The sequence below is a fragment of the Streptomyces sp. CA-106110 genome (assembly GCF_050936285.1).
GTDB lineage: Bacteria > Actinomycetota > Actinomycetes > Streptomycetales > Streptomycetaceae > Streptomyces.
Window position 1 is genome coordinate 10,918,371 of record NZ_JBNJNB010000001.1, and the last position, 26,749, is coordinate 10,945,119.

Consider the following 26,749-nt stretch of genomic DNA (forward strand, 5'->3'; position numbering starts at 1 on the left):
ACCCGGACTCCCGGTAGGACTGGCACGCCTGGAGAGTCCCTCTCCTACAAGGAGTCCTTCCCCTTCCGAGCGAACCGCGCCCCGATCGAGCGCGCGCGGGCCGTTCGTATCGTCCGGAGGTTCCGCCCGGCATCCGAGATCGTTGCCGACGCCGTCGACGAAGGCGCGTCAGTGGTGGTGGCCGTGCCGGCCGAGGGTGTCCACGGGGGTCGCGCCGGGGCGGGTCCACTGCGGTACGGGGCGGCTGGTCGGGCCCCAGGTGGCCTTCCCGTCCGCGTCCGAGCGCCAGGACCAGCACGCGCTGTGCCCCTGGGGCCAGCCTTCGGGGTTGTCCTCCCACGTCTCGCCGCGGCCGTAGGGCGTCATGTCGAGCAGGCCGAGGGACCCGTTGACCCGTTCGTTGCCGCGGCCCGTCGTGGAGTAGGTGAGGAACACGCGGTCGCCGTCGCGCAGGAAGCAGGTGATGTGACCCATGCTGCGGCCGACCGGCGCGTCCACGTCGCGCACCGAGTACCAGGGCTGGGTGTAGCCCATGAACTCGACGTAGGAGGCCACCTCGTCCGGGTGGCCCGAGGTCAGGACGGCGAACGAGACGCCGCGGGCGTTGAGGTAGACGGCGTCCTTCAGATGCCAGGCCGTGGTGGTGCAGCCCTCGCACTGCCCCTGGTGCGGCGCGCCGTCGTGCCACATGTGCTTGTAGACCACGAGTTCGTCGCGGCCCTGGAACAGGTCCAGGAACGGGACCGGGCCGTCGGGTCCGACGACCTCGACCGTCCCGTCGAACTCCACCATGGGCAGTCGGCGGCGGGCCGCGGCGATGGCGTCGCCCTCGCGGGTGTGGGCTTTCTCGCGGACCAGAAGCTCGTCGCGGGCCGCCTGCCAGGTGGCCAGGTCGACGACGGGCGGGCGGCCGGGCAGTGCGGTGGTCGGGTCGTCCGGCGTGGTCGTCATGGTGTCCTCCGTGGTGTCTCGTGCCGGGCAGCGTCGTACGACGTCTTATGACGGTCACCAGTACAGACTCCCGGTCCGGCCGGAACTCATCGCGGCAGGCTGCGCCCTTCGCACGGGCGCCGCCGTCGCCGGCCTCGCGCAGGGAGCGTACCGACACCCATCTGGCCGATCCAGGCGGAAAACCCGGCGATTTCGGGCGGTGAGACGCATCCACGCCCGCACCGACTCTTGTGCCTGACCGGGCACCACTACCAGCACCTCATCAGTGAAGCAGCGCTTGGTCTGGCGGTCGGTACCGGCGCCGATGTTGCGATTGCCGCGTCCGACATCACCCTGGTCGGTGGCGACCTGCGCGGGATCGTCTCGGCGATCGCGCTCTCGCGGCGCACTGTGACGACGATGAAGCAGGGCCTGGGCTGGGCGTTCGGCTACAACCTGCTGCTCGTCCCAGTCGCCGCGGGGCGCTGTACTGGTGGCATGGCCTGCTGCTCGACCCTGTGCTGGCCAGCGCGGCGATGGCGATGAGCTCGGCCGGCGTGGTCAGCTGCGGCTGCGCCGCTTCCGCCGCCCGGCGACTGCTCAGGAGATTCTGCACCCGCCGCTGCGCGCCCGGGTCGGCCAGTACGTCTACCTGACCGGTATCGCGGTCGTCGCCCTGGCCCTGGGCGCCGGGCTGACTGCGGTCAGTCGGATGGACTTCGCCGCGCGCGGCATGAACGGCCAGCTTGCGTGGGCGCAGGGCACCGGCATGCCGATGCGCCCGGCGATGAGCGTGATGATGACCGCCGATGTCTCGGCGACCGACGCGGCAGAGGCAGGTCTCGATGTCCGCCTCGACCTGCCGGCCGGCACCCTGCCCGGCGTCGCTACCCGACTGGTGGCCACCGTCGTCGACAACAGGACGGGGAAGCCGGTGGGGGATCTGACCCGCACCCACGAGGCGTGGATGCACCTGATCGCCACTCGCGCCGACCTCGGCACGTTCGCCCACGTACATCCGCAGCCGACCGGCCGGGCCGGGCAGTTCGCGGTGGACATCACCTTCCCCACCGCCGGGCGGTACATCGTCAACACCGAGTTCCGCCGTCAGGGCCAGATGGCCGACGTCCACTCCCGGAAGGTGCTCACCGTCGTCGGTAGTGCGCCCGCGCCGGTGACCGTCGCCGAGGGCCCACGCAGCGCTGTCGTGGACGGCGTTCGCGTACGGCTCGACGGCGACGCCGAGGTCGGCGTGCGCAGCGGCCTGCGGTACACATTCAGCGACGCCGCCACGGGCCGCCCGGTAGACGACCTTCAGCCCTACCTCGCCGCCGCCGGCCACGTCGTGATCATGCGCGCCGATGGGCAGACGTTCGTCCACGAGCACGCCAAGGTCACAGACGCAGACGGCCGCCCGGTGTTCGCCCTGCCCGGCCAGACCTTCGGCCCCGAGCTCGATGTGCAGGTCGAGTTCCCCACCGCCGGGACCTACCGGCTGTGGGCGCAGTTCCGGCTCGCCGACGGTGACGTGATCACCGTGCCGTTCACTGTCCACGCCCGGTGACCGAAGGAGAGCCTAATGATGTGCGCACGTACGTCGACGAACTCTGCGACCGTCCTGCCTGATCCCCGCCTCCGGCCGACGCAGGCATGGTCACTGGATCCGCGACCGGGTCATCCGCATGGCTGGTGCTGTCTCAGCTGTAACAGCGAACTCTGAGGCAGGTACGACAAGGTGATGGCCTTGGATGCGCCATCTATGCTGACCCGCAGCGGATAAAGGGGGAAGGGGCTGCCGGTGGACTGGTTCTGGTGGGTTCTCATCGTCTTCTGGACGGGCGGCTTCGCTTGGGCGGCCGACAACATCCGCAGCGCGCTGCGCAATCGCCACGAGCGCAAATTGCAGTTGCTGGAGGTGGCGAAGCAGGAACGACTGGCTGTTGAGGCGGCGCAGAAGCCGCCGGAGCCGGTGTGCGGGTGCACGCATCATCTCGCCAAGCACGACAAGCAGGGCCGGTGCCACGAACGCGTCGAGGTGCCGACGGCCTGGGACGAGAACAAGAAGCCCCTGCGCTACGAGTCCGGCCAGTGCAACTGTCAGCAATACGTGGGACCGCAGCCGCTGTCGCAGGTTTTCGCAGAGGAACTGACGGATCGCGCCTGATCCGGGCGGAAAGGCGGTGGCCGGAGACGGTCACCGCAATCTGGTTCAGGGTGTTGCCAGGGACCTCTGCCCGCGAGCTGGCCGACGGCCCGGGGAACGCGCGCGAGGTGCTCTGGCGGGGCCACGCCGGTCCCCGCCCGCTCGGCATCCGTGACATCTGGCTGCCGTAGTCCGCGTACGGCACAGTGCCGCGGCTGCCGTACGAGCTCGGCGACCTCTTGGCTTGAGAAGGCTCCTGCCTGGTCGCGGGCCGGAGGCGGTGCGGCGGGCAGCGGGATCAAGGGTGGGCGCTTCCACTGACGGGCGTCTTTGGTGTGCAGGGAAACCGTCGGTCGCCGAGGCTGGGGTTATGACCGAGTCTCGCGTGATCGTTTCCCCGCCGCATGCGAAAGGCGGTCGACAGGTGATGGTGGGGGACGACGTCCTGGGTACCGCGTACTCGCTGCATGAGCTGACCGTGTACTTGCAGCGCGCCGGGCTTGACGACCTGGATGAGCTGGATGTGGCGATGTCGCCGTTGATCGAGTGGCAGGGTGGCGGTCCGGAGGTGTGGCCGGCGGTGGAGTGACGATGCTCCAGCCGGGTGTCCTGCCGGCGCGGGTGGGGCGTACGCCGCTGCCCGGTGAGGGGCGCGCCAGAGAGCGGGGCCCGAGCTGGTGGGCGTCGGCTGGCCCCGGCGGCGGTTGCACAGGGGTGGTCCGGTAGGAAAGAGGCATGGACCACGTCATAGATCTCCGCAGCGACACCGTCACCCGTCCCACCGAAGAGATGCGTGCCGTCATGGCACGGGCCGAGGTGGGCGACGATGTGTTCGGCGACGATCCCGCCGTCAACGCGCTCCAGGAGCGCGTGGCGCAGTTGCTCGGTTTCCAGGCCGCGCTGTTCGTCTCGTCCGGCACCCAGAGCAATCTGTGCGCCCTCCTCAGCCACTGTGGGCGGGGCGAGGAGTACATCGCCGGGGCGAACGCCCACCTCTACAGCCACGAGGGCGGCGGAGCGGCCGCATTCGGCGGGATCCAGCCGCAGCCGCTGCCGCACCAGAGCGACGGAACGCTCGATCTGTCGGATATCGAGGCGGCCGTCAAGCCGGACGATCCGCACTTCGCGCGCACTCGGCTGCTGTGTCTGGAGAACACGTTCGGCGGCACGGTGATCGCCCCTGAGTACCTCCAGGCAGCCACGACCTTGGCCCGAAAGCACGGACTGGCGACGCATCTGGACGGGGCCCGGCTGTTCAACGCCGCGGTGGCCGGCGGCGGCGATCCCTACGACGGGGCGCGGAGGATCGCGGAGCACTTCGACAGCGTGTCGGTGTGCTTCAGCAAGGGCCTGGGGGCGCCGGTGGGCTCGGTGCTACTGGGTTCACCGGAGTTCATCGGCCAGGCCAAGCGGTGGCGCAAAGCCCTGGGCGGCGGCATGCGGCAGGCGGGCGTCCTTGCGGCGGCCGCGTCCTACGCGCTGGACCACCATGTCCACCGGCTGGCCGACGACCACGCGAACGCCGCACTGTTCGCCGAGATCCTCGACGGTGTGCCGGGGCTGGAGGTCGGCGCGGCGCGCACCAACATGGTGTTCGCGCGTCCCGTCGGGGGCCTTACGACGCCGAACCTGGTTCAGCGGCTGGCGGCCCGGGGTGTGCTGTGCACGGCAGGCGGGCCGCAGATCCGGTTCGTCTTCCACCTCGACGTCTCGAAGGCGGATGCGGAGCGCGCGGCGGTCATGATCCGGGAGACCCTGGCCGAAGACGCCGCCTGAGGCATGCCGGGCCCGTGCGTGGGCACGTTGCGTGCGGGTCCGGCACCCGGCGAAGGCCTGCTCTCTGCGGCTCGGCAGTCATTGCGCGAAGCCCATGGTGCCCCGAGCCTTGAGGCTGGGCGGGACGTGGCGGGTCCGGGAAGTCGTCCGCGGTTCCTTCCATCAGGCGCCGGACCGGCTATTGAGTACCGAGGCGGCCCGTTCGGCAGTCGTTGGTGTGCCTGATGCCTGGCGCCGTGTCAGTTCCCGATGGTCTCCCAATTCACCGCAGTTGGATCATATGAGTATTTAAGGCAAATGAAAGTGTAATGAGCATTGAGTAATGAAGGGGGTCTTTTTCCGTTTCGGGCGTTCCGGCGGTGCAGGATCGGATCCGTACCGGCCTCAACCCGGCCGGGAGACCTGACGGGGCATCACGCCCTGTATGGAAAGGACACCTGGAATGACTGACACGTTCAAGCGGGCCGTGGCCCTCGGTGCTGCGACGGTTGCGATGACCGCTGGGGCGCTGTTCGGCGCGGTCGGCAGTGCCTCTGCCGCCCCGGCCCACCACGGCCCGTCGCACCCGGGTCCGGATCGCGGCCGGAACTGCTGGCACGACCGCGGCTACTTCACCCGGGTGTGGGTCCCGGCCCACTTCGAGCACGGCCGCTGGCAGCGTGGCCACATGGCGAACATCTGGCACCCCGGCCACCGGGGCTGCCACCGCTAGGCCCTGCTCCGAGTCAGATCGCGGACCGGTTCGATCCGTCCCCATGACGGCGACTGTGCCGTAGGAACGATTTGTGTCGCAGTGATCTGACAGGCGGCGAGTGGGGGGAGCGGGCCCCGGACCCAATGGTCCGGGGCCTGTTTGCGTTTCCGTGGGAGCGCCGGCGGCGATGGCAGCTCATGCTGTCGGGACCAGGTGGAATGCCTCGGCCAGCAACTGATAGGAGAGCAGCCGGTCGGCGGGGTCGTGGGTCAGGGTGTTGACGATGATCTCGTCGGCTCCGTGAATCTTGGCCAACTCGGCGAGCTGGTCGTGCACTTCGGGCGGTGTGCCTGCGATCAGCGCTCGGCTGTTGCGGTCCGCGCGGTCTTTCTCCTGTGTCGTCCAGCGGTGGGTGCGGGCGATGAGGGGGGAGGGAAGCGGTTCGTCGTGCCCGAGGTCACGGCGGCTGCGCCACAGCAAGTAGCTGTCGGCGAGATCACGTGTTGTGGCTTTGGTGGGCGCCACGATGGCACGGACGGCGAGGGCGTTGTGGGTGATCGCTTCGATGGTGCGGACGTTGTGTATCTCCAGCGCAGGGACGCTGTGTTCGGGCCGCAGGAAGTGGGCGTAGGCGTAGGAGAGGCCGAGGGTGACGGCCGTGTAGGCGGAGGCCGGGCTGGCTCCGAGGAGCCAGAGCTGCGGCGGCCGGTAGCCGGGGGCGGGTGCTTCGAGCAGGTCGGCCAGCTCGGCGAGCTTGTGCGGGAAGTCGTGTACGTGCCCGCCGGCACGGCCGATGCCGAGATCGACCCGGTCGGGGTGCAGGGTGGCGAGGATGCGGAAGGTCTCCGCCACTTTGAGAGGTTCGTACCGGGGGAGGAGGACACCGCCGGAGCCGATGCGCAGGCGCTGGGTGATGTTGAGCAGTTCGGCCACCAGGATTTCCGGCGCGGTTCCGGCGAATGCGGCGGTCTGGTGGTGTTCGGCGACCCACATCCGGTGGTAGCCCAGATCGTCCGCGGCGCGGGCGAGTTCGAGAGTGGCTGCGAGCGCGTCCGCTGGTGCGGCGCCGTCGGGGATGGGCGACTGGTCGAGGACGGACAGACGCAACGTCACGATGATGCCGCTCCTTTCGTCATGGCAGGGATGATGCGGAAGTCCCGCTGAAAGACGAGGTTGTGCAGTTCGGCGGAGACGATGGCGCGCAGAGTGGGCAGTTCGGCCGCGGCCTGGTCGTCGGTGAAGACGTTCAGCGGCCAGTCGCCCACCGTGCCGCCGCGCAGGTGGGGGTGGTGGAATCCGGCACCGTAGTAGGCGTGCAGCACGATCGGGGCGATCCCGGAAGCGCGCTGCTCGGCCCAGGTCAGTACCCAGAGCGCTTCCGAACTGTCGTTCGTGGTACGCAACCCGCTGGCGGCCACGTCACCTTGGCCGAGCAGGAGGCTGGTGTTGACTTCGGCCAGTGCCTGCCGGGCGTAGGGATCGAGCAGCGGGATGGCGTCGGCGAAGAGCCTTTCCTTGTCCTTACGAGACACGGCGTCACCGTGGGTGCCGTCGCGCAGGTCTGTGAAGTGCCGCAGCAGCGCTGCGGCGTGTGCGGGCGTGGGAGCCGGAGTGGTCATCTGCTGTTCTCTCAGGATGAGTTGGGGGGAGGTGGCGGTGTCCGGCCCTCCCGACCGGGCCGGACACCGGGCCCGCAGTGCCGCCGGAGTGGGTGGCCGGCGGCCCTGGGGCGTCTTCATTGCGGGTGGCCTTTCAGGCCGTCGCTGTGGCTTCGGCGATCTGTTCCGCGCTCGGTGCCAGCTTCGGGGACGCCAGGGTCACCAGCACGTTGACGATGGCGAAAGCCGCCGCGACGATCAGTCCCCGGTGGAAGCCGTCGACGAGGGCCTGCTGCTGCGAGGAGCCGTCGGCGAGCGCGGCATTGGTGCGTGAGACGGAGAGGGTCGTGGCGAGGGCCAGGCCGAGTGCGCCGCCGACCTGGTAGAAGGCGGTGACGACGCCGGAGGCCGCACCGGCTTCGTGGTGTGCGACGTCGACGACGGCCGCGATCTGCGCCGGTACGCCCAGGGCGATGATGCCCGCGCCGAAGAGGATCAGGCCGGGCAGGAGATGCGCGGCGTAGCTGCTGTCGGCATTGGTCTGGGCGAGCAGAAGCAGGCTGACGACGCTGAGCACGGCTCCGCTGAGCTGGACGGTCCTGGTACCGAGGCGATGAACCATCTGAGTGGTGACGACCGCGGCGAGGATGGCGGCGGCGCCCATGGGAAGGATCTCCATGCCGGTCTTCAGGGCCGAGGCTCGGCGGACCTCCTGCAGATAGATCGCCGTCAGGAAGAACATGGTCAAGAACGCGGCCCCGTTGAGGGCCAGAGCCCCGCTGGCGGTGCTCAGGGCGCGGGAGCGGAACAGACCCAGCGGCACGAGGGGAGCTTTGGAGCGGGCTTCGGCGACGATGAAGACGGCCAGCAGGGCGATTCCGGCGATGAGGCAGGTGATCACCTCGGTCGACTGCCAGCCCACCGGCTCGGCCCGTACGACGCCATAGACCACGGCCAGCAGGCCCGCGGTGCTCAACAGCGCGCCCAAAGCGTCGAACCCGCGGCCCGCGAGCGGGGCGATGCGCCGGATGAAGATCGGGACGGCGATCACCAGCGCCACCACGATCGGGACGTTGACGAAGAAGACCCAGCGCCAGCTGAGCGAGTCGACCAGCAGGCCGCCCGCCACGACCCCCAGAGTGCCGCCGAGGCCGGCCAGACCTCCCCAGACGCCCATGGCGATGTTGCGCTGCCGACCGTGGGGGAAGGTCACCGTCAGGATCGACAGTGCCGCCGGGGACATCAGGGCTCCGCCCAGTCCCTGCACCGCGCGTGCGGCGATGAGCTCACCGGGGAAGGTCGCCAGCCCAGCGACGAGCGAGGTGATGCCGAACAGACCGAGGCCGACGACGAAGACGCGGCGGGAGCCCAGCAGATCGGCGGCGCGGCCGCCCAGTAGCAGGAAGCCGCCGAAGAGCAGGGTGTATGCGCTGATGACCCATTGCAGGCCGTCGGCTGAGAACTTGAGGTCGGTCTGGATGTGGGGGAGCGCGACGTTCACGATCGTCACGTCGAGCACCACGATGAATTGTGCGAGGGCCAGGACCGTCAGGGTCGCCCATGGACTGCGCCGCATGGATTTCCTCATCAGAACAGGGATTCAGGTAGGGCAGACATCGCGCTCAAGATCAGAAGGCGGGCACCTGCCGCCGCCGTCGATCGAGGCTGCTTACTGCGTAAACATACACTAGACGCTTACGGCGTAAACGATGCGTCCTCCTGGTAAAACCTCGTGTGTACGCTGTAAACTCGCCGCTCAGGGAGGTTCACATGGAGTCGTCGAGGAAGCGTCTGGACCGGGACGTCCTGGTCGCCACGGCCCTCGCTCTTGCCGATGCCGAGGGCCTGAGCGCGGTCACCACGCGCCGTGTGGGGCAGGAGCACGGAGTCTCGGCGATGGCCCTGTACCGGCACTTCCGTGACAAGGATCAGATCCTTGACGCCCTCGCCGAACGTCTCCTGGCCGACGTCAGGTTGCCGGAGACGGACGACCGGCCGTGGGGCGACCAGTTGCGCGATGTGCTCGTGGCCTTCCTCGAATCGTTGCGCCCGCACGCTGCCGCAGCTGAATTGGTCATCACCCGCGTCCTGGTCTCATCGCCGGGGCTTGCGCTGGCGGAGCGGACACTTGGGTTGCTGGATGCTGGAGGGTTCCAGGTCGAGCAGGCCGCGGAGATCGCCGGCCAGGCGCTGTGCTCGGTCGTCACGCTCGTCGTCAACGAGCCGGGCCGCAGCCACATGGACGACCCGGAGCTGCGGGACGATGCCATCCGGGCCAAACAAGCCTCGCTGGAGGCGCTGTCTCCCAAGCACTATCCGCACATCGTGGCAGCGGCCGGCGCGCTGGCGTCCTGCGCGAGCCGGGACGTCTACTACGAGCGCGGCATCGATCTCATCATCGCCGGTGTACGCGGTGTCCAGGCAGGGACGAAAGCTCCCGTCGTCTGACGCGGCTGCCGCCCCGACGGGGTACTGACCACGCACCACGCACTACTCCGCCGGACGGCAAGACCGCCCCTGTCACGAAGGGGCGGTCTGCGCGCGCTTGGTGTCGCCTCCCTTAGCTTGCGATTTTAGGACGTGAAGATCGTTTAGGTTTGGATTCTGCTGTTCGCCGGACATGGGAACGGCCTTCGGGTGACGCTGGGTTCTCGCCAGAGATCCAGCTGCACCAGAAGGCCGTGATGGACAGTCTGCAAGACACCCCTGCCCGCGTCGAGGCGTTGTCCGAGTTATCCAGGTTCCGTGCGGGTCTCCATGCCTGCTTCACCCGCCGCGGGGATGCCCTGTTCGAGTTGGCGGACGCGATGCTGTGCGCGCAGGGCCCGGTGCGATCACCGGTTGAGCTGTCCTTGGAGCCGGAGTTCCGCCGACGACACGGCTCTGTCTACGACGCCCTGGCCCATGGCCAGATAAGCAGTAGCCGCTTGCGGTACCTGCTGATCGGCCTGTCGGCCCCGGCCAGGGCGGGCGAGCCGCTGATGTTCGCGATCGACACCACTCCGCACGCGCGCCCCGACGCCGAGTACGCCGACGAGCGGACGATGGTGCAGGTCCGCGGCAAGGGCGGGGACCGCTGGCTGCCCGGCTGGCCCTACAGCCTGCTCGTCGGCATCCAGTGGGGGTCCTCCTCCTGGGTCGACCCCATCGAGGCACGCCGACTGCGGCCCGGCGAGGAGCACACCGACGTCACGATCGACCAGATCACCGGGCTGCTCAAAGACCTGACCGCGACCGGGAAGTGGCAGCCCGGCGACCCGCCGCCGCTGGTCCTGCTCGACGCCGGCAACTACGCCACCGACCTCACCCACGCCCTGGCCGGCCATGACGTGCAACTGCTGGTCCGGCTACGTGCCACCCGGGTCTTCTACCTCGACCCCCCGCCCCGGCGACCGGGCCAGATGGGCGCGCCGCTGCGCCACGGCGCGGAGTTCTCCTGTTCCGACCCCGCCAAACGACACGCCCCCGACTTCGAACGCACCGTGGAGTCCGAGCTGTACGGCACCGTGACCGTCCGCGCCTGGAGCGGACTGCACCAAAAACTCGGCAGCACCGGCCGCTGGGCCAACTGGCCGCGGGACAAGCAGTTGCCGATCGTGCGCGGCACGGTCCTGCAAGTGGTCGTCGACCACCTGCCCGACGGCCGCAAGCCACCCAAGGACCTGTGGCTGTGGCACGCCGGCCCCGTTCCGGCCGACCCGGACCTGCTCTGGAAGGCCTACCTGCGGCGCTTCGACCAGGAGCACTTCCACCGCTTCGCCAAGTCCTATCTCGGCCTGGCCAGCGCGCACCTGAGCTCGGCGGCAGCCACCGACCGGTGGGTGTCCCTGGCCATGGGCGCCTACGCCCAACTACGCCTCGCCCGCCACCTCGTGGACGACCTGCGCCGCCCCTGGCACCCAAGACCGGACCCGGGTAAGCCCCTCAGCCCCTACAAGGTCCGCCTCGGCTTCCGCCGACTCCGCGCACGCATCGGCACACCCGCCGACTCGCCGAAACCCACCCGCCCCGGCCCAGGCCGCCCGAAAGGCTCGAAGAACCGCCCGAAATCCAAGCGACCGCCCTACCGCAAGAGCGAACCGACCACCGTAAACACACAGAGTGACGACAGAAGCTAAAATCGCAAGCTTAGTGGTCCGTGCCGGAAGTCCTTCGGGGGTTGACGCGGGAGCCGACGTTGTGTGTATCGCCTGGTCAGGTGCCGAGTGCGGCGAGGTGGAGGTGGCAGGCGCAGTCGAGGGCGTCTTGGGGGGTGCCGGCGAAGCCGCCGGTGGGCAGGAGGGAGTCCTCGTAGCGGTCGCTGCTGGCGTAGTAGAGGGCGAAGCCCCACCTGCTGGCGGTTCCGCCGTAGCGCAGGCGCATCAGCGTGACCCGTTCGCCGTCCGCCAGTTCCGCCTCCACGTAGGCAAAGGCTCCGCGGTGACGGACGTGCAGCCGCCTGATCTGCGGCCAGGTGGTGCGGGCATGCTCGCCAAGGCGCTGCTCGAGTGAGAGCCGGGTGGACTCCGAGGGTGTGGGCATGGCAGCCATCCTGCCCGAGGGGCCGCAGGGCGGGGCACGGCAGGATACGGGCTGTCGTGATCCACTTCTCCCGATCGGCCGTCGTTGCATGCCCGTTGCCCCGGCCCGCCCGATAACCCTGACCGCCGCCGAGCGAAAGCGGCTGAAGAAGATGGCCTACGGCCACAAGACCGAGTACCGGCTGCGGATGCGCACGCACATCGTCCTGCACGCGGCACGCGGACGCTCCAACGCGCGTATCGCCCGAGAGACGGGCCTGCACCTGGACACGGTGCGCCTCTGGCGGAGCCGGTTCGCCGAACACGGCCTGCCTGGGCTGTCCGACCGTGAACGCAGCGGCCGTCCGCCGGTGTTCACCGCGCTGCAAGTCGCCGAGGTCAAGGCCCTGGCCTGCCATCTGCCCGCCGAGACCGCCACGCCGTTATCGCGCTGGTCATGTCCGGAACTGGCCCGCGAGGTGGTCGCCCGGGCCATCGCCGGATCGGTCTCCGCCTCCACCGTGCGGCGCTGGCTCAAGGACGACGTGCTCAAGCCCTGGCAGCACAGGTCGTGGATCTTCATCCGCGACCCGGACTTCCGCACCAAGGCCAGCCGCATCATGGACCTGTACGCCCGCGCCTGGGACGGCGTTTCACTGCGCGAGGACGAGTACGTGATCTCTGCGGACGAGAAGACCTCCATCCAGGCCCGCTGCCGCTGCCACCCCACCCTGGCCCCCGGCCAGGCCCGGGCGATGCGCGTCAACCACACCTACGAACGCGGCGGCGCCTTGGCCTACCTGGCCGCCTACGACGTTCACCGGGCGAAGGTGTTCGGCCGCTGCGAACCCACCACCGGCATCAACCCGTTCATGAATCTGGTCACCCAGGTCATGAGCCAAGAGCCGTACGCCAGCGCCGAACGCGTCTTCTGGATCGTCGACAACGGCTCCTCCCACCGCGGACAGAAGGCCATCGACCGTCTGACCCGCGCCTTCCCCAACGCTGTCATGGTCCATACCCCAGTCCACGCCTCCTGGACGAACCAGGTGGAGATCTTCTTCTCGATCGTCCAGCGCAAGGTCGTCTCGCCCAACGACTTCACGGACCTCAATCAGGTCCGGGATCGGCTCCGATCTTTCGAAGACCGCTACAACGCCACGGCACAGCCGTTCCAGTGGAAGTTCACCACCTCCGACCTGGACAATCTGCTGGCCAGACTCGACCGGCATACCGCCGATCACCAGGAAGAATCCTCCGTCGCCAAGGCAGCGTGATCAACCCCCGAAGGACTTACGAACTCGACCACTAAGGCAGGGTGGTGAAGGCGATGTTCCCGCGCGCATGCCGGGCGCGGAGCGCCCTCTTCTCGACCTTCCCGACGGTGGTCTTGAGCAGCGAGGCGAGGACGGCCCAGTGCTCGGGGACCTGCCAGCCGGCCAAGTGCCCACGGAGGAACGCCCGATAGGCGCTGAAGTCGGGTTCAGCGCCCTCGTTGAGGACGACGAGCGCCAACGGGCGCTCCTGCCACCGTTCGTCCGGGATCGCCACGACAGCGGCCTCCGCGATGTCCGGGTGCGCCATGAGGCGTTTGTGCGCCGTGAGGCGCGGTGAATCGAAGGAGGTGCGAGACCTCCTCGCCAGGTTGTCGCAGCAGCCTGGTGGGAGCTGAGCGCAGTCCGATCCGGGAGACGCCGGGGAGGGCGGGAAGCAGCGCTGACAAAGCCGGGACTGCTCGGAACTACCAGACGGGCCGGGTCCGGCGAGCGAGATCAGAGGGCGTACGAGAGGAACCAGTGGTAAAGCTCCGTAAGCGTGGCACCGGCTCAAATCTGGTGGATATGGGCCGGGTTGTAGCCCACAGTTCGCTCGTTGAGCGGGCTGACTCCGTAGCCGACTTGGCGTGTCGGTGGGGAGGCCACGGCGAAAGCCTGCGGCGTAACCGTGGCGATGCTGCCGGGGCAAAGCTGGGCGCCGGACTGACCGATCGATTCACCGTGAACACGGGAACCATCTCGCGTTGTTCCCCGGGCCCGGAATCCATCCGGGTTCTTGGGATAGATACGTCGTCTGTCGAAGGCGCGGGATGGGGCGGAGGCCCCGTAGTAGTCCGAGCGGACGAGAGGTCCGCGCATGGCGAAGGGGGCCAGCAAGTCGGCAATAAGGATGCTGGAATGCCGGGAGGCCGTTGGTGAATACCGACGAACTGGAATACGTCTTACTCAAGGCGGAACGCCGGGTACTGGAAATCCAGACCAAGCTGCACCGTTGGGCCAGTGATGACCCTCATCGCAGGTTCGATGATCTGTACAACCTCGCCGCGGACCCGGGCTTCCTGCTGGTGGCCTGGGATCGGGTGCGGAATAACAAGGGCGCGCGCACGGCGGGAGTGGACGGCGAGACCGCCTACTACATCGAGTCCGTGCGGGGGCTGGAGGGGTTCCTTTCGGAACTGCGAGATGATCTCAAAGCCCGCACCTTCCGGCCCCTCCCGGCTCGGCGACGCGCGATTCCCAAGGCTGGCGGCAAGGTCCGCTACTTGGGGGTCGCGACCATCCGAGACCGGGTAGTCCAGGCGTCCGTGAAACTGGTGTTGGAGCCGATTTTCGAGGCGAATTTCCTCCCGTGTTCCTACGGATTCCGTCCGAATCGCCGGGCTCACGACGCAGTGGCCGAGGTGCACCATTTCGCATCCCGCTCGTATGAGTGGATTGTTGAAGGTGACATCAAAGCCTGCTTCGACGAAATCTCGCACACCGCTCTTATGGGCCGGGTGCGGGAACGGGTCGGAGACAAACGTGTCTTGGATCTGGTGAAGGCATTTCTGAAGGCTGGCATCCTCGATGAGGACGGCACGCTGGTGGATACCAACGCTGGGACTCCGCAAGGGTCGATTCTTTCGCCGTTGCTGAGCAATGTGGCTCTCTCGGTCCTGGACGAGCATATCGCCCAAGGGCCGGGCGGCCCCGGAGCCAGCCCGTATGGAAGGGCCAAGCGACGCCGTCAAGGTCTGCCCAACTACCGTCTCGTGCGGTATGCGGACGACTGGTGCCTGCTCGTGTCGGGCACCAAGGCACACGCTGAAGCCCTGCGGGAAGAAATCGCCGGGGTCCTGTCCACGATGGGCTTACGCCTGTCGCCGGAGAAGACCCTGATTACCCATATCGACGAGGGCCTCGTCTTCCTCGGCTGGCGCATCCAGCGCCACCAGAAGCGAGGCACCGGCAAACAGTACGTCTACGTCTATCCAGCCAAGAAGGCCCTGGTGGCCGTCATGGCCAAGGTGAAGACGATATGCCGGCGGAGCACGAACCTGTCGCTCGAAGACCTGCTGCGTCAGCTCAACCGGATGCTGCGGGGCTGGACCGCGTACTTCAAGTACGGGTGCTCGAACGCGACTTTCAGCTATCTGAGGGCCTATCTCTGGAAGGAGATCATCAGATGGCAGGAGCGCAAGCATCGGCGCGTTCCTTGGAAGGTACTACGCCGACGCTACGGCATCTGGCCCGCCGAGGGCGGGAAGGAATTGTTCGATCCGGCAAGAGTGAGCGCAAAGCGCTACTACTACCGGGGAACACGCATCCCGACACTGTGGCCGAGCACAGCATGAAGTGAACACCGACCCACGGGACTTGTGGAGAGCCCGGTGCGCTTAGCGGTGCACGCCGGGTTCGGGAGGCGACCCGGAGAAACGGGCTGGTCGTGAGGCCAGTACCGCGCTCCGGGTCGACCTCACTTCCACCTCGACGGAGGAGATTCACTTGCCCCCGGATTTGATCAGGTCCTTGGCGCGGTCGGTGATGGTCATACAGCCCCCTGGGCTGATGGTGGCGATGTCACCGGTGCGCAGCCAGCCGTCGTCGGTGAAAGCTGCCTGCGGGCGCAGTGGTTGGCTGCCCTCGCCGCCGAAGTAGGCGCCGGTGATCCAGGGACCGCGGACTTCCAGCTCGCCGGGCGTCTGTCGGTCGTGCGGCAGCCACAGGCGTCTGTGGCTTTCGGTGCCCGTCAGGACGCCGGATCGGTGGCAGTCAGGCGGTATGTGCGCCGAACTGGGCATACAACGCGGGCAGGAAGCCGGCGAGGTGCGTCATTCCGACCTGATCGTTGAAGAGTTGTTCGTATGCGGTGGTGCTGTTGATCAGCCTGCGCTTGAGGCCGAGAGCGCGCAGCATGGGTGCGAGGTCGACCGACCCCAGCGTGAGGAGGTCGCCGAGCCAGAACCGGGTCCGCAGTTCGAGGCCCTCGTCGGTTTCACGGGCCAGGCGGAGCATGCGGCCCACGCGGACACCGGCCAGGATGATCTCTCCGCAGATCTGGGCCACGACCCCGGCCTGGGCGAAGCGGCCTGTGTCCAGCCCCCAGTCGGACGGCTGCACGAAACGTGTCTTGACCTTGACGCGTTTGGGCCCGACGTACTCGGTGACGTGCACGGTGTTGCCGATGTACCGCTGCTCGTGGGTCAGGCCGGGCCGGCTGAGCGCCGCCGGGTCGGCCGCTTCGGCGAAGACACGGTTGTACGGGTGCCAGAGCGAGTAGCGCTCCGACTCGCCCATGTACCACCAGAAGAACCAGCTCACCATCTCTCCGGTGGCGCCGGGAAGAGGTGTTCTGCTGGCCACGTATGCGGTGCCGTCCGCCAGCAGGCAGTAGCCGTTCTCCACCTTGTGGTGGCCGGCGTCCAGCAGGGTGTTGAGCTCCTCGGGGGAGGTTCCGAGCGCATCGCCGGGGTCCATGGGCCGCTGTAGCGCGGGCAGGACCTCGCGGTGCAGGTACATCTCCTTCCTGAAGAAGTGCGCGTAGGGCTTGTCGCGAATGCGCTGGGCGTTGGCGGCGAAGACGTCCTGGGTCGGTGCCGGGAAGTAGGTGACCGGCACCAGCCCTTCGGCGGGGTGTGCGGTGGTCATGAACGGCCTTCCTGCGGTGCGGCGTTGTGCGGACGCTTGTGTTCGACGGTGATGAAGCGCAGTTCGGTGGGACCGTCGTTGCACAGGTCGTGCAGCAGGTACTCCTCGCCGGGGAAGGTGAAGTGGCGGGTGTCACCGGCCCGGTAGGAGACCCTGCGGGTGGTGCCGTCGTCGGTGTGCTGGATGCTGGAACCGTCGGTGAGTGCGGTCCAGAAGTAGTCCAGGACGTGCCGGTGGGCCGGCAGGCGCCGCCCGGGAGGCACGTGGATGCTCCACACCTTCAGGTCGTCGGTCTCCGAGAGCAGGACCGACCCGACCCGGTAGTTGTGGGCGTTGTCGGTGAACTCCTGGCGCAGTGCAGGACTCCAGCCCTCGAAGTTCCTGGCCGCCACCTCACCGGCGAGCGGGGAGGTGCGCGTTGTGCCGCTGGTCATGCGTGTGCTCCTTCGGTGATCAGAGAGACTTCTCGATGGCCCCACACCCGCTGGTAGGAACCGTTCACGAGGTCGTCGAGCAGGGAGGGGCCCTTGGGCTGCCATCCCAGTTCGGTGCGGGCCTTGACGGCGTCGACGCGGACGTTGCTGCTCATTCCCAGCGCGTACAGCTGACCGATGGCCTGGCTCATCTCCTCCAGGGAGACGGAGACCGCAGGGCCGAGGCCGAGGACGCGCGCGACGCCATCGGCGATCTCACGCATCGCGCACTCGCTGGCCGCGAGGTTGTACTCGCTTCCGGGCGGGGCGGATTCAAGCGCCAGCCGATAGGCCTGTGCGACGTCGTCCAGGTGGACGTTGGGGTAGCGGTTCAGCCCGCGCCCGGCATAGCGGCTGACGCCGTCCCGCAGGGCCGCACGCAGAAGCACCGGCAGCTGCTCGCTGCCGCCCTGGCCGTAGACCATGCCGGGGCGCAGCACCACTGTCCGTGCGCCGTGCTCGGCGGCTGCCATGACCCGCAGATCCTGGTCGTAGCGGTGGGACAGCTGCGGGAGCGGAATGAACTCCTCGTCCTCCACGTGGACGGTGTCGCTGGGTTCGCCCCCGGACAGCTCGGTGTAGACGGCGACGCCGCTCGTGCGCAGGTAGCGCTTGTCCGTGCCGGTGACGAGATCCAGCAGGAGGGCGGTGGCCCGGTCGTTGTCGGCGCTGCCGGTCTCGATCACCGCCTCCGCGTTCTCCACCGCGGCGCGCAGGGAGTGCGGGTCGGTCAGGTCACCGGCAACGGGGCGCAGCCCGGCGGCATCGAGGGCTTGCAGTCCCGCGGCACTTCGGGCCATGCCGGTGACGTCATGGCCGGCGACTTGGAGGTGCTGGGCGACGGCCCGGCCGAGATAGCCGGTCGCTCCGGTGACGAGGACTCTCATGGCGGCTCTCCATAAGTGACAGAGGTGGATGGTGTGCGGGTGTCGCGTGTCTCAGCGGATGCGCAGCGTCTTGAAGGCACGCAGGGAGGCGGTGAAGAGGCCGGCCTGACGAGCTCTGCTCATGCCTGGCACGGGATCGAATCCCAGGAGCCGCTGGCTCGCCACGGTCTGCGGCTCGGTGTACTTCAGCAGTCCGCCGACGCCATGACGGCGCCCGAGGCCGGAGGCCTTCATGCCGCCCATGGGAGCGCCCTGGGAGGCGTACGCGGCCGCGTACCCCTCGTTGATGTTGACGGTTCCGGCGGCAATGCGGCCCGCCACCCGGCGTGCGCGGCGGATGTTGCGGCTGTAGACCGCCGCGTTGAGCCCGTACGGGCTGTCGTTGGCGGCACTGATGGCCGCTTCGTCGGAGAGGACCCGGTAGACCGAGACGACCGGCCCGAAGGTCTCCTCACGGCGCACCGGGGTGCCGACGGGGACCTCGGTGAGGATGGTCGGCTCGTAGAAGAGCGGGCCGAGGTCCGGGCGTGCCTTCCCGCCGACGGCGACGCGGGCGCCCGCGGCTCGGGCCGCTTCGACATGCTCGGTGACTCGCTCGAGCTGCTGGGCGGTCGTCAGGGATCCCATGTCGGTTTCGAAGTCGAAGTCTCGCCCCAGACGCATCCGTTGCACCCGCTTGGTGAAACGGTCGAGGAAGGCGTCGTAGACCTGGGTGTGGACGTAGATACGCTCGATGCCCACGCACATCTGCCCGGAATTGCCGAAGCATGCACGGACTGCCGACTCGACGGTGGCGTCGAGATCGGCGTCGTCGAGGACAAGCATCGGGTTCTTCCCGCCGAGCTCCAGGGAGCAGCCGATCAGCCGGCGCCCGGCTTGCTGGGCGATGCCCCGGCCGGTCTGCGTGGAGCCGGTGAAGCTGACGAAGTCAGCGTGTTCGATCAGGGGCGTGCCGATGACCGACGGCTCACCGATGACGACCTGCCACAGGTCTTTGGGCAGCCCCAGTTCCTCGAGGACCGCGCGAGGCCACAGAGCCGACAGGGCGGTCTGCGTGTCGGGCTTGTGGACGACCGCATTGCCTGCCAGCAGCGCGGGGATGGCGTCGAGGCCCAGCGCCAGCGGGTAGTTCCATGGCGAGATCACCGTGACGACCCCCTTGGGCTGGAAGTCCTCCAGGGCGCGGGTCAGACCGGGGAAGGCCCCTTGACGACGGCGGGCGCGCAGCATGCTCGGGGCCTGCCGAGCCGCGTACAGAGCGGCCGTGGCGGCTTCCAGCACCTCGTCGAAGGCGTCGTGTCGCGCCTTGCCCGTCTCCCACTGGATGAGATCGAGGATCTCGTGCTGACGCGAAAGCACCACGTCATGGAACCGCAGGAACAGCTGGGCCCTGCGCCGCACGGGGACGGCCGCCCAGTTCTGCTGGGCCTCCCTGGCCGCGGCGAAGGCGCGTTCCACATCGACGGCCGTGGACTGTGGCAGGTGAGCGAGAGGCTCACCGGTGAAGGGCGCGTGCGTGGTCAGCGGGTCGCCCGTGGCGACGATGCCGCTGGTCAGGTGCCGCACCAGCGCCGGGTCCGGCGGAATCTTGCTGACGGCCGGGGCACTGGGCTGCGGCCGAGGGGGTGAGGTCATCGAGTCTCCGTCAACGGGCCGCGGCATGCCGTAGGGGCAAGGACAGGGCCGGGGTGCGGGAGGGGTTTGCCGGCGGCGAGGCTCTTCAGGACCTGAGCCCCGTCCGCGCGACCCTGCACAGTGTTCCTGTACATCGTTCATGAACTATCTACATGAGACATGTCCAGGGTAGAGTTGTCAACATGGCGAACAGGAGAACAGGACCGCAGCGGCAGGAGCCCCTGAGTCGCGAGGCGATCGCGCTCAGTGCCATCGCGCTGGCCGACGACGAAGGTCTGGAAGCGGTGACCATCCGCCGGCTGGCCCAGCAGCACGGGGTCACACCGACCGCCCTGTACTGGCACTTCAAAGAGAAAGACCAGCTGCTTGACGGCATGGCGGAGCAGTTGTTCGCCGATGTGCAGCTCCCGCCCGAGGACTCCGCTCCCTGGCAGCATCAGCTGCGTTCCGTACTCGAGGCCTTCCTCGCCGCACTGCGACCCCATCCGGCTGTCGTGGCGCTCCTGCCGTCCCGAATCCTTGCCTCGCCGGCCGGGCTGGCCCTGACCGAACGCACGCTCTCCTTGCTGCGGCGAGGCGGGCTGCAACCCGAGCGCACCGCGGAGGTCGGCGGCTATCTCCTCAGCGCCATCGTTGCCCTGGTGACCGCTGAGCCGGGCCGCGAGCACCCGAGCGAGGAGGAAGCAAGAGACGACGCCATCCGTGCCAAGCGCGCCTCGCTGATCGCGCTGTCCCCCCGCCGCTTCCCGACCGTGATCTGGTGCGCGGACGCGCTGGCGAACTGCGCGAGCCCCGACGAGTACTACGCCTTCAACCTGGACATGCTGATCGGCGGCGTCACCACCATCGCCAACGCACTCGACGACGATGCGGACGCCGCATTGCCGCGATCCGAGTGAGGCGGTCAGGCAGCCCGTTCTTCCTCTACTGACATCCCCTCGCAGGGCAACCGCGGGTAGGCACCTGCGGGTTGTTCCTCACAGGCGCCGATGGTCAGAACTCGCGGGTGTGCACGCCTGCTCGGCCCAGACCGTCTTGCCGTCGGGCCTGTGCCGCACTCCCCAGCGCTCGGTCAGTTCGGAGACGAGGAACAGGCCGCGGCCGCACTCGTCGTAGGCCTGGCTTCGGCGTTGGCGTGGAGGAGCGCTGCTGCCGTCCGAGACCTCGTAGATCAGGCTGTTCTCCTGGCGGATGACGCGCAGCTGCACGGGCGGTGCGGCGTGGCGGACGGCGTTGGTGACCAGCTCGCTGACCACCAGGTCGGAGCCGCACACGCCGTCTTCCAGCCCCCAGGCGGCCAGTTGTCCCGATACGCAGGCGCGAGCGTCGGGGACAGCATTGAGGCTGCTGGGGAGATCCCAGGTGGCCACGGAGCCGGCGTCGAGAGTCCGGGTGCGGACGAGAAGCAGAGCCGCGTCGTCGTGGGGCCGGTGGTCGAGCAAGGTCGCGAGGAGGGACTCGCACATGACGTCCAACGCGGGCCGGCCTGGCTCGAGAATCTCCCACAGCGCCCGGCCTCCCGCTGGGTGCTGGTGGCAGGATCCGACGAGGCTGTCGGTGGACAGGGCGAGGAGGCTGCCTTCCGGGAGGTCCATCTCAACGGCCTCGAAGGGCAGGCCGCCGAGCCCGAGGCCGGGTCCGGGCGGAAGGTCGACGGTTTCGACGCCGCCGTCCGGGGTGACGACGGCGGGCGGAGGGTGGCCGGAGCCGGCGAGCGCGCAGCGGCGCGAGACCGGATCGTAGACGGCATACAGGCAGGAGGCCCTCAGGTCGTCGGCGGTGCCTCCCACTGCTGGAACCGGCTGACCGTGAGGGGCCCTGGCGCCCTTGGCCGGGAGACTCATGAGGACGTTGCCGAGGTGAGCGAGCAGCTCGTCGGGGGGCAGGTCGAGGTCTGCCAAAGCGCGTACCGCGGCGCGCAGCTGCGCGGCGGTGGCAAAGGTGTGCACGCCGTGGCCGGGCACCTTCCCGACAACCAGTGCGGCTCGTGCGCTCGACAGAGGTATGACATCGAACCAGGCCGTGTCCAGACCAGCGTGGGGCGGGTCTGCGGCCAGGTGGCGACCGGCTGCTTCCACGGCCGCGAGCTGGGGCAGATGCCGGGGCAGCAGGCTGCGACGCAGGCTCCGGGCCATGCCGTGTGCGCACGCGTGACGGAGGGCGTTGTCAACGTACACCGCCGTCCGCATCGCGATCTCCTCCGCGATGACGAGGTCGTCGGCGTCGAAAGGTTCGGGGCGCTGATGACGTATGAACACCATCGCCCCCAGAACGGCTCCCCGGCAGGAACACAGCGGCGCCACGATCGCCGAATGGACGCGGCTCCTGCGGCCCGGGGTGGTTGGGAATGGATTCAGCCCGAGCCAGTGGGCGACCTCGTCCTCGCTCAGGCGATAGGCCCTGGCGGGCCGGACGTTGGCCGATAGCCGAAGGGGCGCTGCCACTTCGGGGAAATCCGGTCCAGTCTCGCGGTTCAGCGTCCTATGGGGGCGGTCGGCAGACACTGAGCGCTCAGCGACGCAGCGGAGTGAGAACGGACCCCTGAGCAGCTCGGGCGACGGTTCGCGTCCCCGCAGGACGGTGTCGGACAGGTCCACCGCTGCGAAGTCCGCGAACCGGGGGACAGCGACTTCGGCCGCCTGGCGCGCGGTGTGTGTCATGTCCAGGGGCCGGACCTTCCCGATACGGCGGCCGGCCGAGCTCAGGAAGGTGAGCTGGGTCCGGACGGCGGCATGTCGGCGGTATCGCTCGCGACTCAACCGCATTCGGCAGATCACGGGGCTGAGGCCGAACGACAGCACCACCGCGCTGATGGCGACGACTCGACCGCCTGCGGACGCCTCATGAATCTCGAATCCATAGGTGCCGACCACTGCGGCAACAGCGGGAACGCCCACGATGAGGGTGCGCCGGACAGGCAGTAGCGCGGCGGCGGTGAGAGGTGTCAGTACTGAGTAGCCCGACCATCTGACGAGACCGTTGCCCGCAGTCTCGATCTGAATGACGGTGATCAGACCGATGTAGGCGATCAGAAGGGCAATGACCCATCTGCTCAGTCGAACGGAAGCCATGGCAGTACCCCTTCCCCCGCCTTTCACCGGGCCGGATCGAGGCCATGCCGGGGAAGAGACGGCTTTCGCGTCTGATCGACGGCTGGTGACGAGATGCGCTGGACGGCGACCATGGCCAGGTCGTCCTCGAGGCGTCCTCCGACATAGGTCTGAAGGTCTTGGAGGATGTGCCGGAGAAGGTGTTGGGGTCGGTGCCAGATCCAGGGACAGGTACAGGCGGCGACTCGCTCGGAGGCCGGGTAGAAGGCGCCTGAAGCGTTACGGGCTTCGATGACGCCATCGGTATAGAGCAGCAGGGTGTCTCCGGCGCCGAACCGGACACTGTCTACGTGATAAGCGTCAGGGCTGAGGCTCGCCAGACCCAATGGCGGGGCAGGCCAGTGGGCACGCAGCATCTGGACCACACCATGTCGTTCCAGCAGCGGCGCGGGGTGGCCACAGCTGACCATCCGGGCGACGGCGGTGGAGTCGGGAATCTCGACAAGGAGGGCGGTGGTGAAGCGCTCGCTGCCTTCCAGATCGGTATCGCCGACATGAGCCAGATGCCTGCGAACGCTGCCTTCCAATGAAGCCGCCAGTTCGGACAGAGTGACGTCGCGGTGGGCGGCTTCCCGGAATGCGCCCAGGAGGGCCGAGGCATCGTCGATCGCGGACAGGCCCTTGCCCCGGGCGTCGCCTATCAGGAACCGGGTCGCGTCGCTGGTCCGGGCGGCAGCGTAGAGGTCGCCGCCTACCAGGGCATGTGCCGCGGCCGTGCGGTACACGGAGGCGACCCGCAGGCCACCGATACGGTGGGGCAGGGGGCGCAGCAGAGCACGCTGGGCCGCCTCGGACACGGCTCGCACCTGTTTGAGTTCGCTGAGGCTACGGTCGTGCAGCACGCGGAAGGCGACGACGAACCCCGAGGCCAGTAGCAGGGCGATCACCTGGATCGGCGGGAGCAGAGGGTGCAGTGGGCGGTCGTGCCCGTCGATGACGAAGACGGCCGCACTGGCGCACAGAGCAATGAGGGCGGTGAACCGGGCGCCGGCGAACGTGGCGGTGGACGCGGGAGCGGCGACCAGCAGAGGCACCAGATATCTGCCTGTGGGAGCAAAGACGCTGGCCAAGGTGATTGCCGTGATCAGTGCCACCGGGATCGCCACCAGCAGGCGGTTACCCGCCCCCCACGATCGATAGGCCGCTCCGAGGCCGCGCTGAACGAGTCGTCTGAGCCCGCCGCAGGGGCGATCGTCGACAGACGGCAATAGATCGCTCGGCCTGCCGATGTCAGGGGCCGGACGGTGAGGTGGGTGGACAGGCGGTACTGCCCGGAATGATCCGAACGTCATGGTCATCCTGCTCTCCGCCGTCCTGGGCCTGGCGAGGCGACCCGCGAGTACTCCTCCGATGACGCAAGGGGAAGCGGGGTGTCCGCGAGGGCGGCGATGGCTCGTCGGCCGGCGCGGTCGTTGTCTCGCCCTGGAGGCGGGCTTTCTCAGGCATCGTCTGGCGATGCAGGGCCTGTCGGCCGTTCATGTACAAGAGACATGAGACACGTACAGGATGGAGTTGTCAATATGGGGCGAAGTCGGTAATAACCTGAGAAATGCGAGCAAGCTGCGTTGATCCACCGCACAGTGCCGTCCCCCATGGCCCCAGGTTGTTCGGGCAACGACCGGATCACCGCCATGTGCGTCTCATGGCCCGATCGGCAGGCTGATCAGAGCCACGCGGCCTCGGTGGCATCGCCGCCGTACGCGGCGATCTCGGCCTCGTCGATGAAGGGCGCGCGGGAGGGCCCGCGTCATGGGGTGACGGAGCCTTCCCGGGATGCTGTCCAGCGGGCGTACTCCACGGGCAGGCACACGGCGCAAGGCCGGTAACCGGCCGCGATCGCGGTGGCCTCGTCGGCGAAGAACACCCGTTGGGTGACGTAGTGGCCGCGGGCGATGGACCGCAGCGCGGACGCGCAGTCCAGGCGCCCGTACACGCGGCTGCGGCGATGGCCGCCGAGCGTGCCCTTCGTCGTGCTCTGGTAGGGCTGCCCGTCCGGGCCGATCAGGGTGTACTCCGGTTCGTCCTCGGAGACTACGGTCATGCGGCGTCGTGGAAGACGAGGCCGAGCGTGTGCCGTCGGCCGGAGCGGACGGTACTGACGCCGTGCCGCATCGGCCCGTTCGACCAGCCCCTCTTCGTGGCGACCGGGCGGTCGCGGGTGGTGAAGACCAGGCCGTGTCCTTGCGGGAGGGTGGTGGACGAGCCGCGGGACTGGGCGCGCGGACGCTGCTCGGTCATGAGGAACTCACCGCCGGTGAAGTCGACGCCGGGCGCGTCGAGACCGATGACGACCTGGAGCGGGAAGAGCATGTCGCCGAACACGTCGCGGTGCAGGGCGTTCCAGTCGCCCGGGCCGTAACGCAACAGGATCTGCGCCGACTTGGCCTGCCCGGCCGCGTGGCACATGCGAAGCCACTCGGACAGCTCGTCGGGCCAGGGAGCGGGCTTGCCGAGCTTCTCGGCCCAGTCGCGGGCGATGGGCAGCAGGCGCGGGTAGAACGCCTCGCGCAACTCCCGCACGATGTCGGGCAGATCGTGGGTGAAGTACCGGTACTGGCCCGAGCCGAAGCGGTGGCGGGCCATGTCCACAGTCGTACGGAAATGGGCAGGCTCGCCGTACAGGGCCGCGATCTCCTGGCATGCGGCGGGGGTGAGGATCCGGTCGGTGAGCGCGTTGCCGTGTTCGTTGAGCTCGGAGACCAGCGCGCTCCAGTCGGTGTCGGCGACCCGGCCGGCGACCGGACCCGAGAGCAGGGTGGTGTCGATCATGGCAAGGGGTTCCTTGGATCGGTGGGTGGTGGCATCCGGACTCCGCAGGCGCGAGGCCGTGGGCGCGGAGTCCGGGCGGCGGTCTGTCAGGCGCCCGGGTGGACGTTCTCCAGGTCCAGGAGATGCTGCTTGCGCTCCAGGCCGCCGGCGTAGCCGGTCAGCGCACCGTCGGCGCCGATCACACGGTGGCAGGGACGCACGATCAGCAGCGGGTTCGCCCCGATCGCCGTGCCCACCGCGCGCACCGCGGCCCTCGAGGCGCCGATCTGCCGGGCGATGTCGCCATAGGTGAGGGTGGTGCCGTACGGGATGGCCGCCACCGCCGTCCACACCCGCCGCTGGAACTCCGAGCCGCTCGCGACGTACTCGATGTCGAAGTGGGTCAGTCTGCCCTCGAAGTACGAGCGCAGCTGGGCGGCGATCTCGGTGAACGCCTCCGGCTTCTCGATCCAGCCGTCCTGGACGACGGCCCCGCGCTTCTGGCCCGGCACGGACAGCGAGGCGAGCGCGGTGCCACCCTTGGCGGTGGCCGACTCCTCGCCCACCAGCAGCAGTTCGCCCAGCGGGCTGTCCATGGTCGTGTAGACCGTCATCGGTCCGGTGTCCTTTCGAAGTCTCTTGTCCACTGTCCTCACCATCCACTTTGCGCCTTGCCGACCGCATTGTCCGGCGGAAATCGGACATCGCTCTACGAGGATGGCGGGAGGTGAGGTGGCCCCCGGCGCCGTCTGCCGGGGGCCGTGACCCGGGGCGCGATGCGAGCGTTGCGGATCACATGAGCGTCGGCTGGAGGGCACCCTCGTGGGTGAGGAGCTGCACCTTGCGTTCGACGCCGCCGGCGTACCCGCGCATCGAGCCATCCGCACCGATGACGCGGTGGCAGGGACGCACCAACAGCACCGGGTTCGCGCCGACCGCCGCGCTCAGGGCCTGGATCCGCTCGCGCGGCAGGCCGAGCCGCGCGGCGAGAGCGCCGTATGTGGTGGTGTCGCCGTACGGGATCCGCTCCAGCGCGTGCCAGACACGCCGCTGGAAGTCGCTGCCTGCCGGCGTCAACGCGATGTCGAACTGCGAGAGTTCGCCCGCGAAATACGCCTTCAACTGGCGGACGATGTCCGCGAACGGCTCCGGGTCCTGGCGCCAATCCGGGCGGATGGCCGGGGCGTTCTTCTGGCCGGGCATCGACAGCGAGGACAGAGTGGTCCCTTGTGCCGTCTCCTCGCCCACCAGGAGCAGGTCGCCCAGCGGGCTGGTGATCATCGTGCAGGCGGTCATCGTCGCCTCCTCAGGTCAGCATTCCTTCCACCACCCACTTTGCTGTCCTGGAATGC

27 protein-coding genes and 1 pseudogene are annotated in these 26,749 nt (G+C 68.6%); 11 read left to right on the plus strand and 17 right to left on the minus strand.

Annotated elements, in window-relative coordinates:
* Positions 1–168 precede the first annotated feature (168 nt).
* Positions 169–951 carry a DUF899 domain-containing protein gene (locus ACQEXA_RS50300; protein ID WP_433133278.1) on the minus strand — a complete coding sequence of 261 codons (783 nt, stop codon included), beginning with the start codon at positions 949–951 and terminating at the stop codon, positions 169–171.
* A 228-nt stretch (positions 952–1,179) separates the two neighbouring features.
* Here ACQEXA_RS50300 and ACQEXA_RS50305 point away from each other — a divergent pair, with 228 nt between their 5' ends.
* From ACQEXA_RS50305 to ACQEXA_RS50330, 6 genes are all read left to right on the plus strand, one after another.
* Positions 1,180–1,476 (plus strand): hypothetical protein, encoded by a 297-nt coding sequence (locus ACQEXA_RS50305; protein ID WP_433133280.1) that lies wholly within the window; start codon positions 1,180–1,182, stop codon positions 1,474–1,476.
* Positions 1,424–2,494, plus strand: a complete 1,071-nt coding sequence (locus ACQEXA_RS50310) for a hypothetical protein (RefSeq protein WP_433133282.1) — start codon at positions 1,424–1,426, stop codon at positions 2,492–2,494. The genes ACQEXA_RS50305 and ACQEXA_RS50310 overlap by 53 nt, the downstream gene beginning before the upstream one ends.
* A 234-nt stretch (positions 2,495–2,728) precedes the next feature.
* Entirely contained in the window at positions 2,729–3,094 is a 366-nt protein-coding gene (locus ACQEXA_RS50315) for a hypothetical protein (protein ID WP_433133284.1), read from the plus strand.
* A gap of 349 nt (positions 3,095–3,443) precedes the next feature.
* A complete protein-coding gene (locus ACQEXA_RS50320) occupies positions 3,444–3,662 on the plus strand; it encodes a hypothetical protein (protein ID WP_359407452.1) in 219 nt (72 codons plus the stop codon).
* A 146-nt stretch (positions 3,663–3,808) separates the two neighbouring features.
* Positions 3,809–4,849, plus strand: coding sequence for a low-specificity L-threonine aldolase (gene ltaE / locus ACQEXA_RS50325; RefSeq protein ID WP_432923356.1), 1,041 nt, complete (start codon positions 3,809–3,811; stop codon positions 4,847–4,849).
* A 442-nt stretch (positions 4,850–5,291) separates the two neighbouring features.
* On the plus strand, positions 5,292–5,561 hold the full coding sequence (locus ACQEXA_RS50330) for a hypothetical protein (protein WP_432923353.1): 270 nt from the start codon (positions 5,292–5,294) through the stop codon (positions 5,559–5,561).
* A 177-nt stretch (positions 5,562–5,738) separates the two neighbouring features.
* On the opposite strand, the gene ACQEXA_RS50335 is transcribed toward ACQEXA_RS50330, so the two are convergent.
* The 3 genes from ACQEXA_RS50335 to ACQEXA_RS50345 all read right to left on the minus strand — a co-directional run bounded on the left by ACQEXA_RS50335 (position 5,739) and on the right by ACQEXA_RS50345 (position 8,717).
* Positions 5,739–6,656 (minus strand): MsnO8 family LLM class oxidoreductase, encoded by a 918-nt coding sequence (locus ACQEXA_RS50335; RefSeq protein WP_433133286.1) that lies wholly within the window; start codon positions 6,654–6,656, stop codon positions 5,739–5,741.
* Complete coding sequence (locus ACQEXA_RS50340) at positions 6,653–7,162, minus strand: hypothetical protein (RefSeq protein WP_433133288.1); 510 nt, start codon at positions 7,160–7,162, stop codon at positions 6,653–6,655. Before ACQEXA_RS50340 ends, ACQEXA_RS50335 begins: the two co-directional genes overlap by 4 nt.
* Positions 7,163–7,295: 133 nt before the next feature.
* Positions 7,296–8,717 carry a DHA2 family efflux MFS transporter permease subunit gene (locus ACQEXA_RS50345; RefSeq protein WP_432923344.1) on the minus strand — a complete coding sequence of 474 codons (1,422 nt, stop codon included), beginning with the start codon at positions 8,715–8,717 and terminating at the stop codon, positions 7,296–7,298.
* Positions 8,718–8,911: 194 nt separating this feature from the next.
* Between ACQEXA_RS50345 and ACQEXA_RS50350 the strand changes: the two genes are divergently transcribed.
* Complete coding sequence (locus ACQEXA_RS50350; RefSeq protein ID WP_432923341.1) at positions 8,912–9,589, plus strand: TetR/AcrR family transcriptional regulator; 678 nt, start codon at positions 8,912–8,914, stop codon at positions 9,587–9,589.
* A 236-nt stretch (positions 9,590–9,825) separates the two neighbouring features.
* Positions 9,826–11,259, plus strand: a complete 1,434-nt coding sequence (locus ACQEXA_RS50355; RefSeq protein ID WP_433133290.1) for a transposase — start codon at positions 9,826–9,828, stop codon at positions 11,257–11,259.
* Between the two features lie 76 nt (positions 11,260–11,335).
* Here the strand turns inward: ACQEXA_RS50355 and ACQEXA_RS50360 are convergent, their stop codons facing one another.
* Complete coding sequence (locus tag ACQEXA_RS50360; protein WP_432920489.1) at positions 11,336–11,662, minus strand: PH domain-containing protein; 327 nt, start codon at positions 11,660–11,662, stop codon at positions 11,336–11,338.
* Positions 11,663–11,750: 88 nt separating this feature from the next.
* Here ACQEXA_RS50360 and ACQEXA_RS50365 point away from each other — a divergent pair, with 88 nt between their 5' ends.
* A complete protein-coding gene (locus ACQEXA_RS50365) occupies positions 11,751–12,917 on the plus strand; it encodes an IS630 family transposase (protein ID WP_432920486.1) in 1,167 nt (388 codons plus the stop codon).
* 31 nt (positions 12,918–12,948) lie between these two features.
* On the opposite strand, the gene ACQEXA_RS50370 is transcribed toward ACQEXA_RS50365, so the two are convergent.
* On the minus strand, positions 12,949–13,224 hold the full coding sequence (locus ACQEXA_RS50370; RefSeq protein WP_432923338.1) for an AMP-binding enzyme: 276 nt from the start codon (positions 13,222–13,224) through the stop codon (positions 12,949–12,951).
* A 607-nt stretch (positions 13,225–13,831) separates the two neighbouring features.
* Between ACQEXA_RS50370 and ltrA the strand changes: the two genes are divergently transcribed.
* On the plus strand, positions 13,832–15,250 hold the full coding sequence (gene ltrA, locus ACQEXA_RS50375; protein ID WP_433131268.1) for a group II intron reverse transcriptase/maturase: 1,419 nt from the start codon (positions 13,832–13,834) through the stop codon (positions 15,248–15,250).
* Positions 15,251–15,400: 150 nt separating this feature from the next.
* Here the strand turns inward: ltrA and ACQEXA_RS50380 are convergent.
* The 5 genes and pseudogenes from ACQEXA_RS50380 to ACQEXA_RS50400 form a co-directional block, all read right to left on the minus strand.
* Positions 15,401–15,649: pseudogene (locus tag ACQEXA_RS50380) on the minus strand (fatty acid--CoA ligase); the annotation flags it as partial.
* 19 nt (positions 15,650–15,668) lie between these two features.
* Positions 15,669–16,544, minus strand: a complete 876-nt coding sequence (locus ACQEXA_RS50385) for a DAPG hydrolase family protein (protein ID WP_432923336.1) — start codon at positions 16,542–16,544, stop codon at positions 15,669–15,671.
* Positions 16,541–16,978, minus strand: coding sequence for a hypothetical protein (locus ACQEXA_RS50390; RefSeq protein WP_432923333.1), 438 nt, complete (start codon positions 16,976–16,978; stop codon positions 16,541–16,543). The genes ACQEXA_RS50385 and ACQEXA_RS50390 overlap by 4 nt, the downstream gene beginning before the upstream one ends.
* Complete coding sequence (locus ACQEXA_RS50395; protein WP_432923330.1) at positions 16,975–17,904, minus strand: NAD-dependent epimerase/dehydratase family protein; 930 nt, start codon at positions 17,902–17,904, stop codon at positions 16,975–16,977. The genes ACQEXA_RS50390 and ACQEXA_RS50395 overlap by 4 nt, the downstream gene beginning before the upstream one ends.
* A gap of 51 nt (positions 17,905–17,955) precedes the next feature.
* On the minus strand, positions 17,956–19,539 hold the full coding sequence (locus ACQEXA_RS50400; protein ID WP_432923327.1) for a succinic semialdehyde dehydrogenase: 1,584 nt from the start codon (positions 19,537–19,539) through the stop codon (positions 17,956–17,958).
* Positions 19,540–19,721: 182 nt separating this feature from the next.
* On the opposite strand from ACQEXA_RS50400, the gene ACQEXA_RS50405 reads away from it, so the two are divergent.
* Entirely contained in the window at positions 19,722–20,438 is a 717-nt protein-coding gene (locus ACQEXA_RS50405; RefSeq protein WP_361825264.1) for a TetR/AcrR family transcriptional regulator, read from the plus strand.
* Between the two features lie 78 nt (positions 20,439–20,516).
* Here the strand turns inward: ACQEXA_RS50405 and ACQEXA_RS50410 are convergent, their stop codons facing one another.
* From ACQEXA_RS50410 to ACQEXA_RS50435, 6 genes are all read right to left on the minus strand, one after another.
* On the minus strand, positions 20,517–22,610 hold the full coding sequence (locus tag ACQEXA_RS50410; protein ID WP_432923324.1) for an ATP-binding SpoIIE family protein phosphatase: 2,094 nt from the start codon (positions 22,608–22,610) through the stop codon (positions 20,517–20,519).
* A gap of 23 nt (positions 22,611–22,633) precedes the next feature.
* Positions 22,634–23,683: a PP2C family protein-serine/threonine phosphatase gene (locus ACQEXA_RS50415; RefSeq protein ID WP_432923321.1), complete on the minus strand. Its 1,050-nt coding sequence runs from the start codon at positions 23,681–23,683 to the stop codon at positions 22,634–22,636.
* A gap of 713 nt (positions 23,684–24,396) precedes the next feature.
* Entirely contained in the window at positions 24,397–24,690 is a 294-nt protein-coding gene (locus tag ACQEXA_RS50420) for an Ada metal-binding domain-containing protein (protein WP_432923318.1), read from the minus strand.
* A complete protein-coding gene (locus ACQEXA_RS50425) occupies positions 24,687–25,418 on the minus strand; it encodes a 2OG-Fe(II) oxygenase (RefSeq protein WP_432923315.1) in 732 nt (243 codons plus the stop codon). Before ACQEXA_RS50425 ends, ACQEXA_RS50420 begins: the two co-directional genes overlap by 4 nt.
* Before the next feature lie 86 nt (positions 25,419–25,504).
* Positions 25,505–26,011, minus strand: coding sequence for a methylated-DNA--[protein]-cysteine S-methyltransferase (locus ACQEXA_RS50430; protein ID WP_432923312.1), 507 nt, complete (start codon positions 26,009–26,011; stop codon positions 25,505–25,507).
* Between the two features lie 178 nt (positions 26,012–26,189).
* Positions 26,190–26,693, minus strand: coding sequence for a methylated-DNA--[protein]-cysteine S-methyltransferase (locus tag ACQEXA_RS50435; protein ID WP_432923309.1), 504 nt, complete (start codon positions 26,691–26,693; stop codon positions 26,190–26,192).
* Positions 26,694–26,749: the final 56 nt, after the last annotated feature.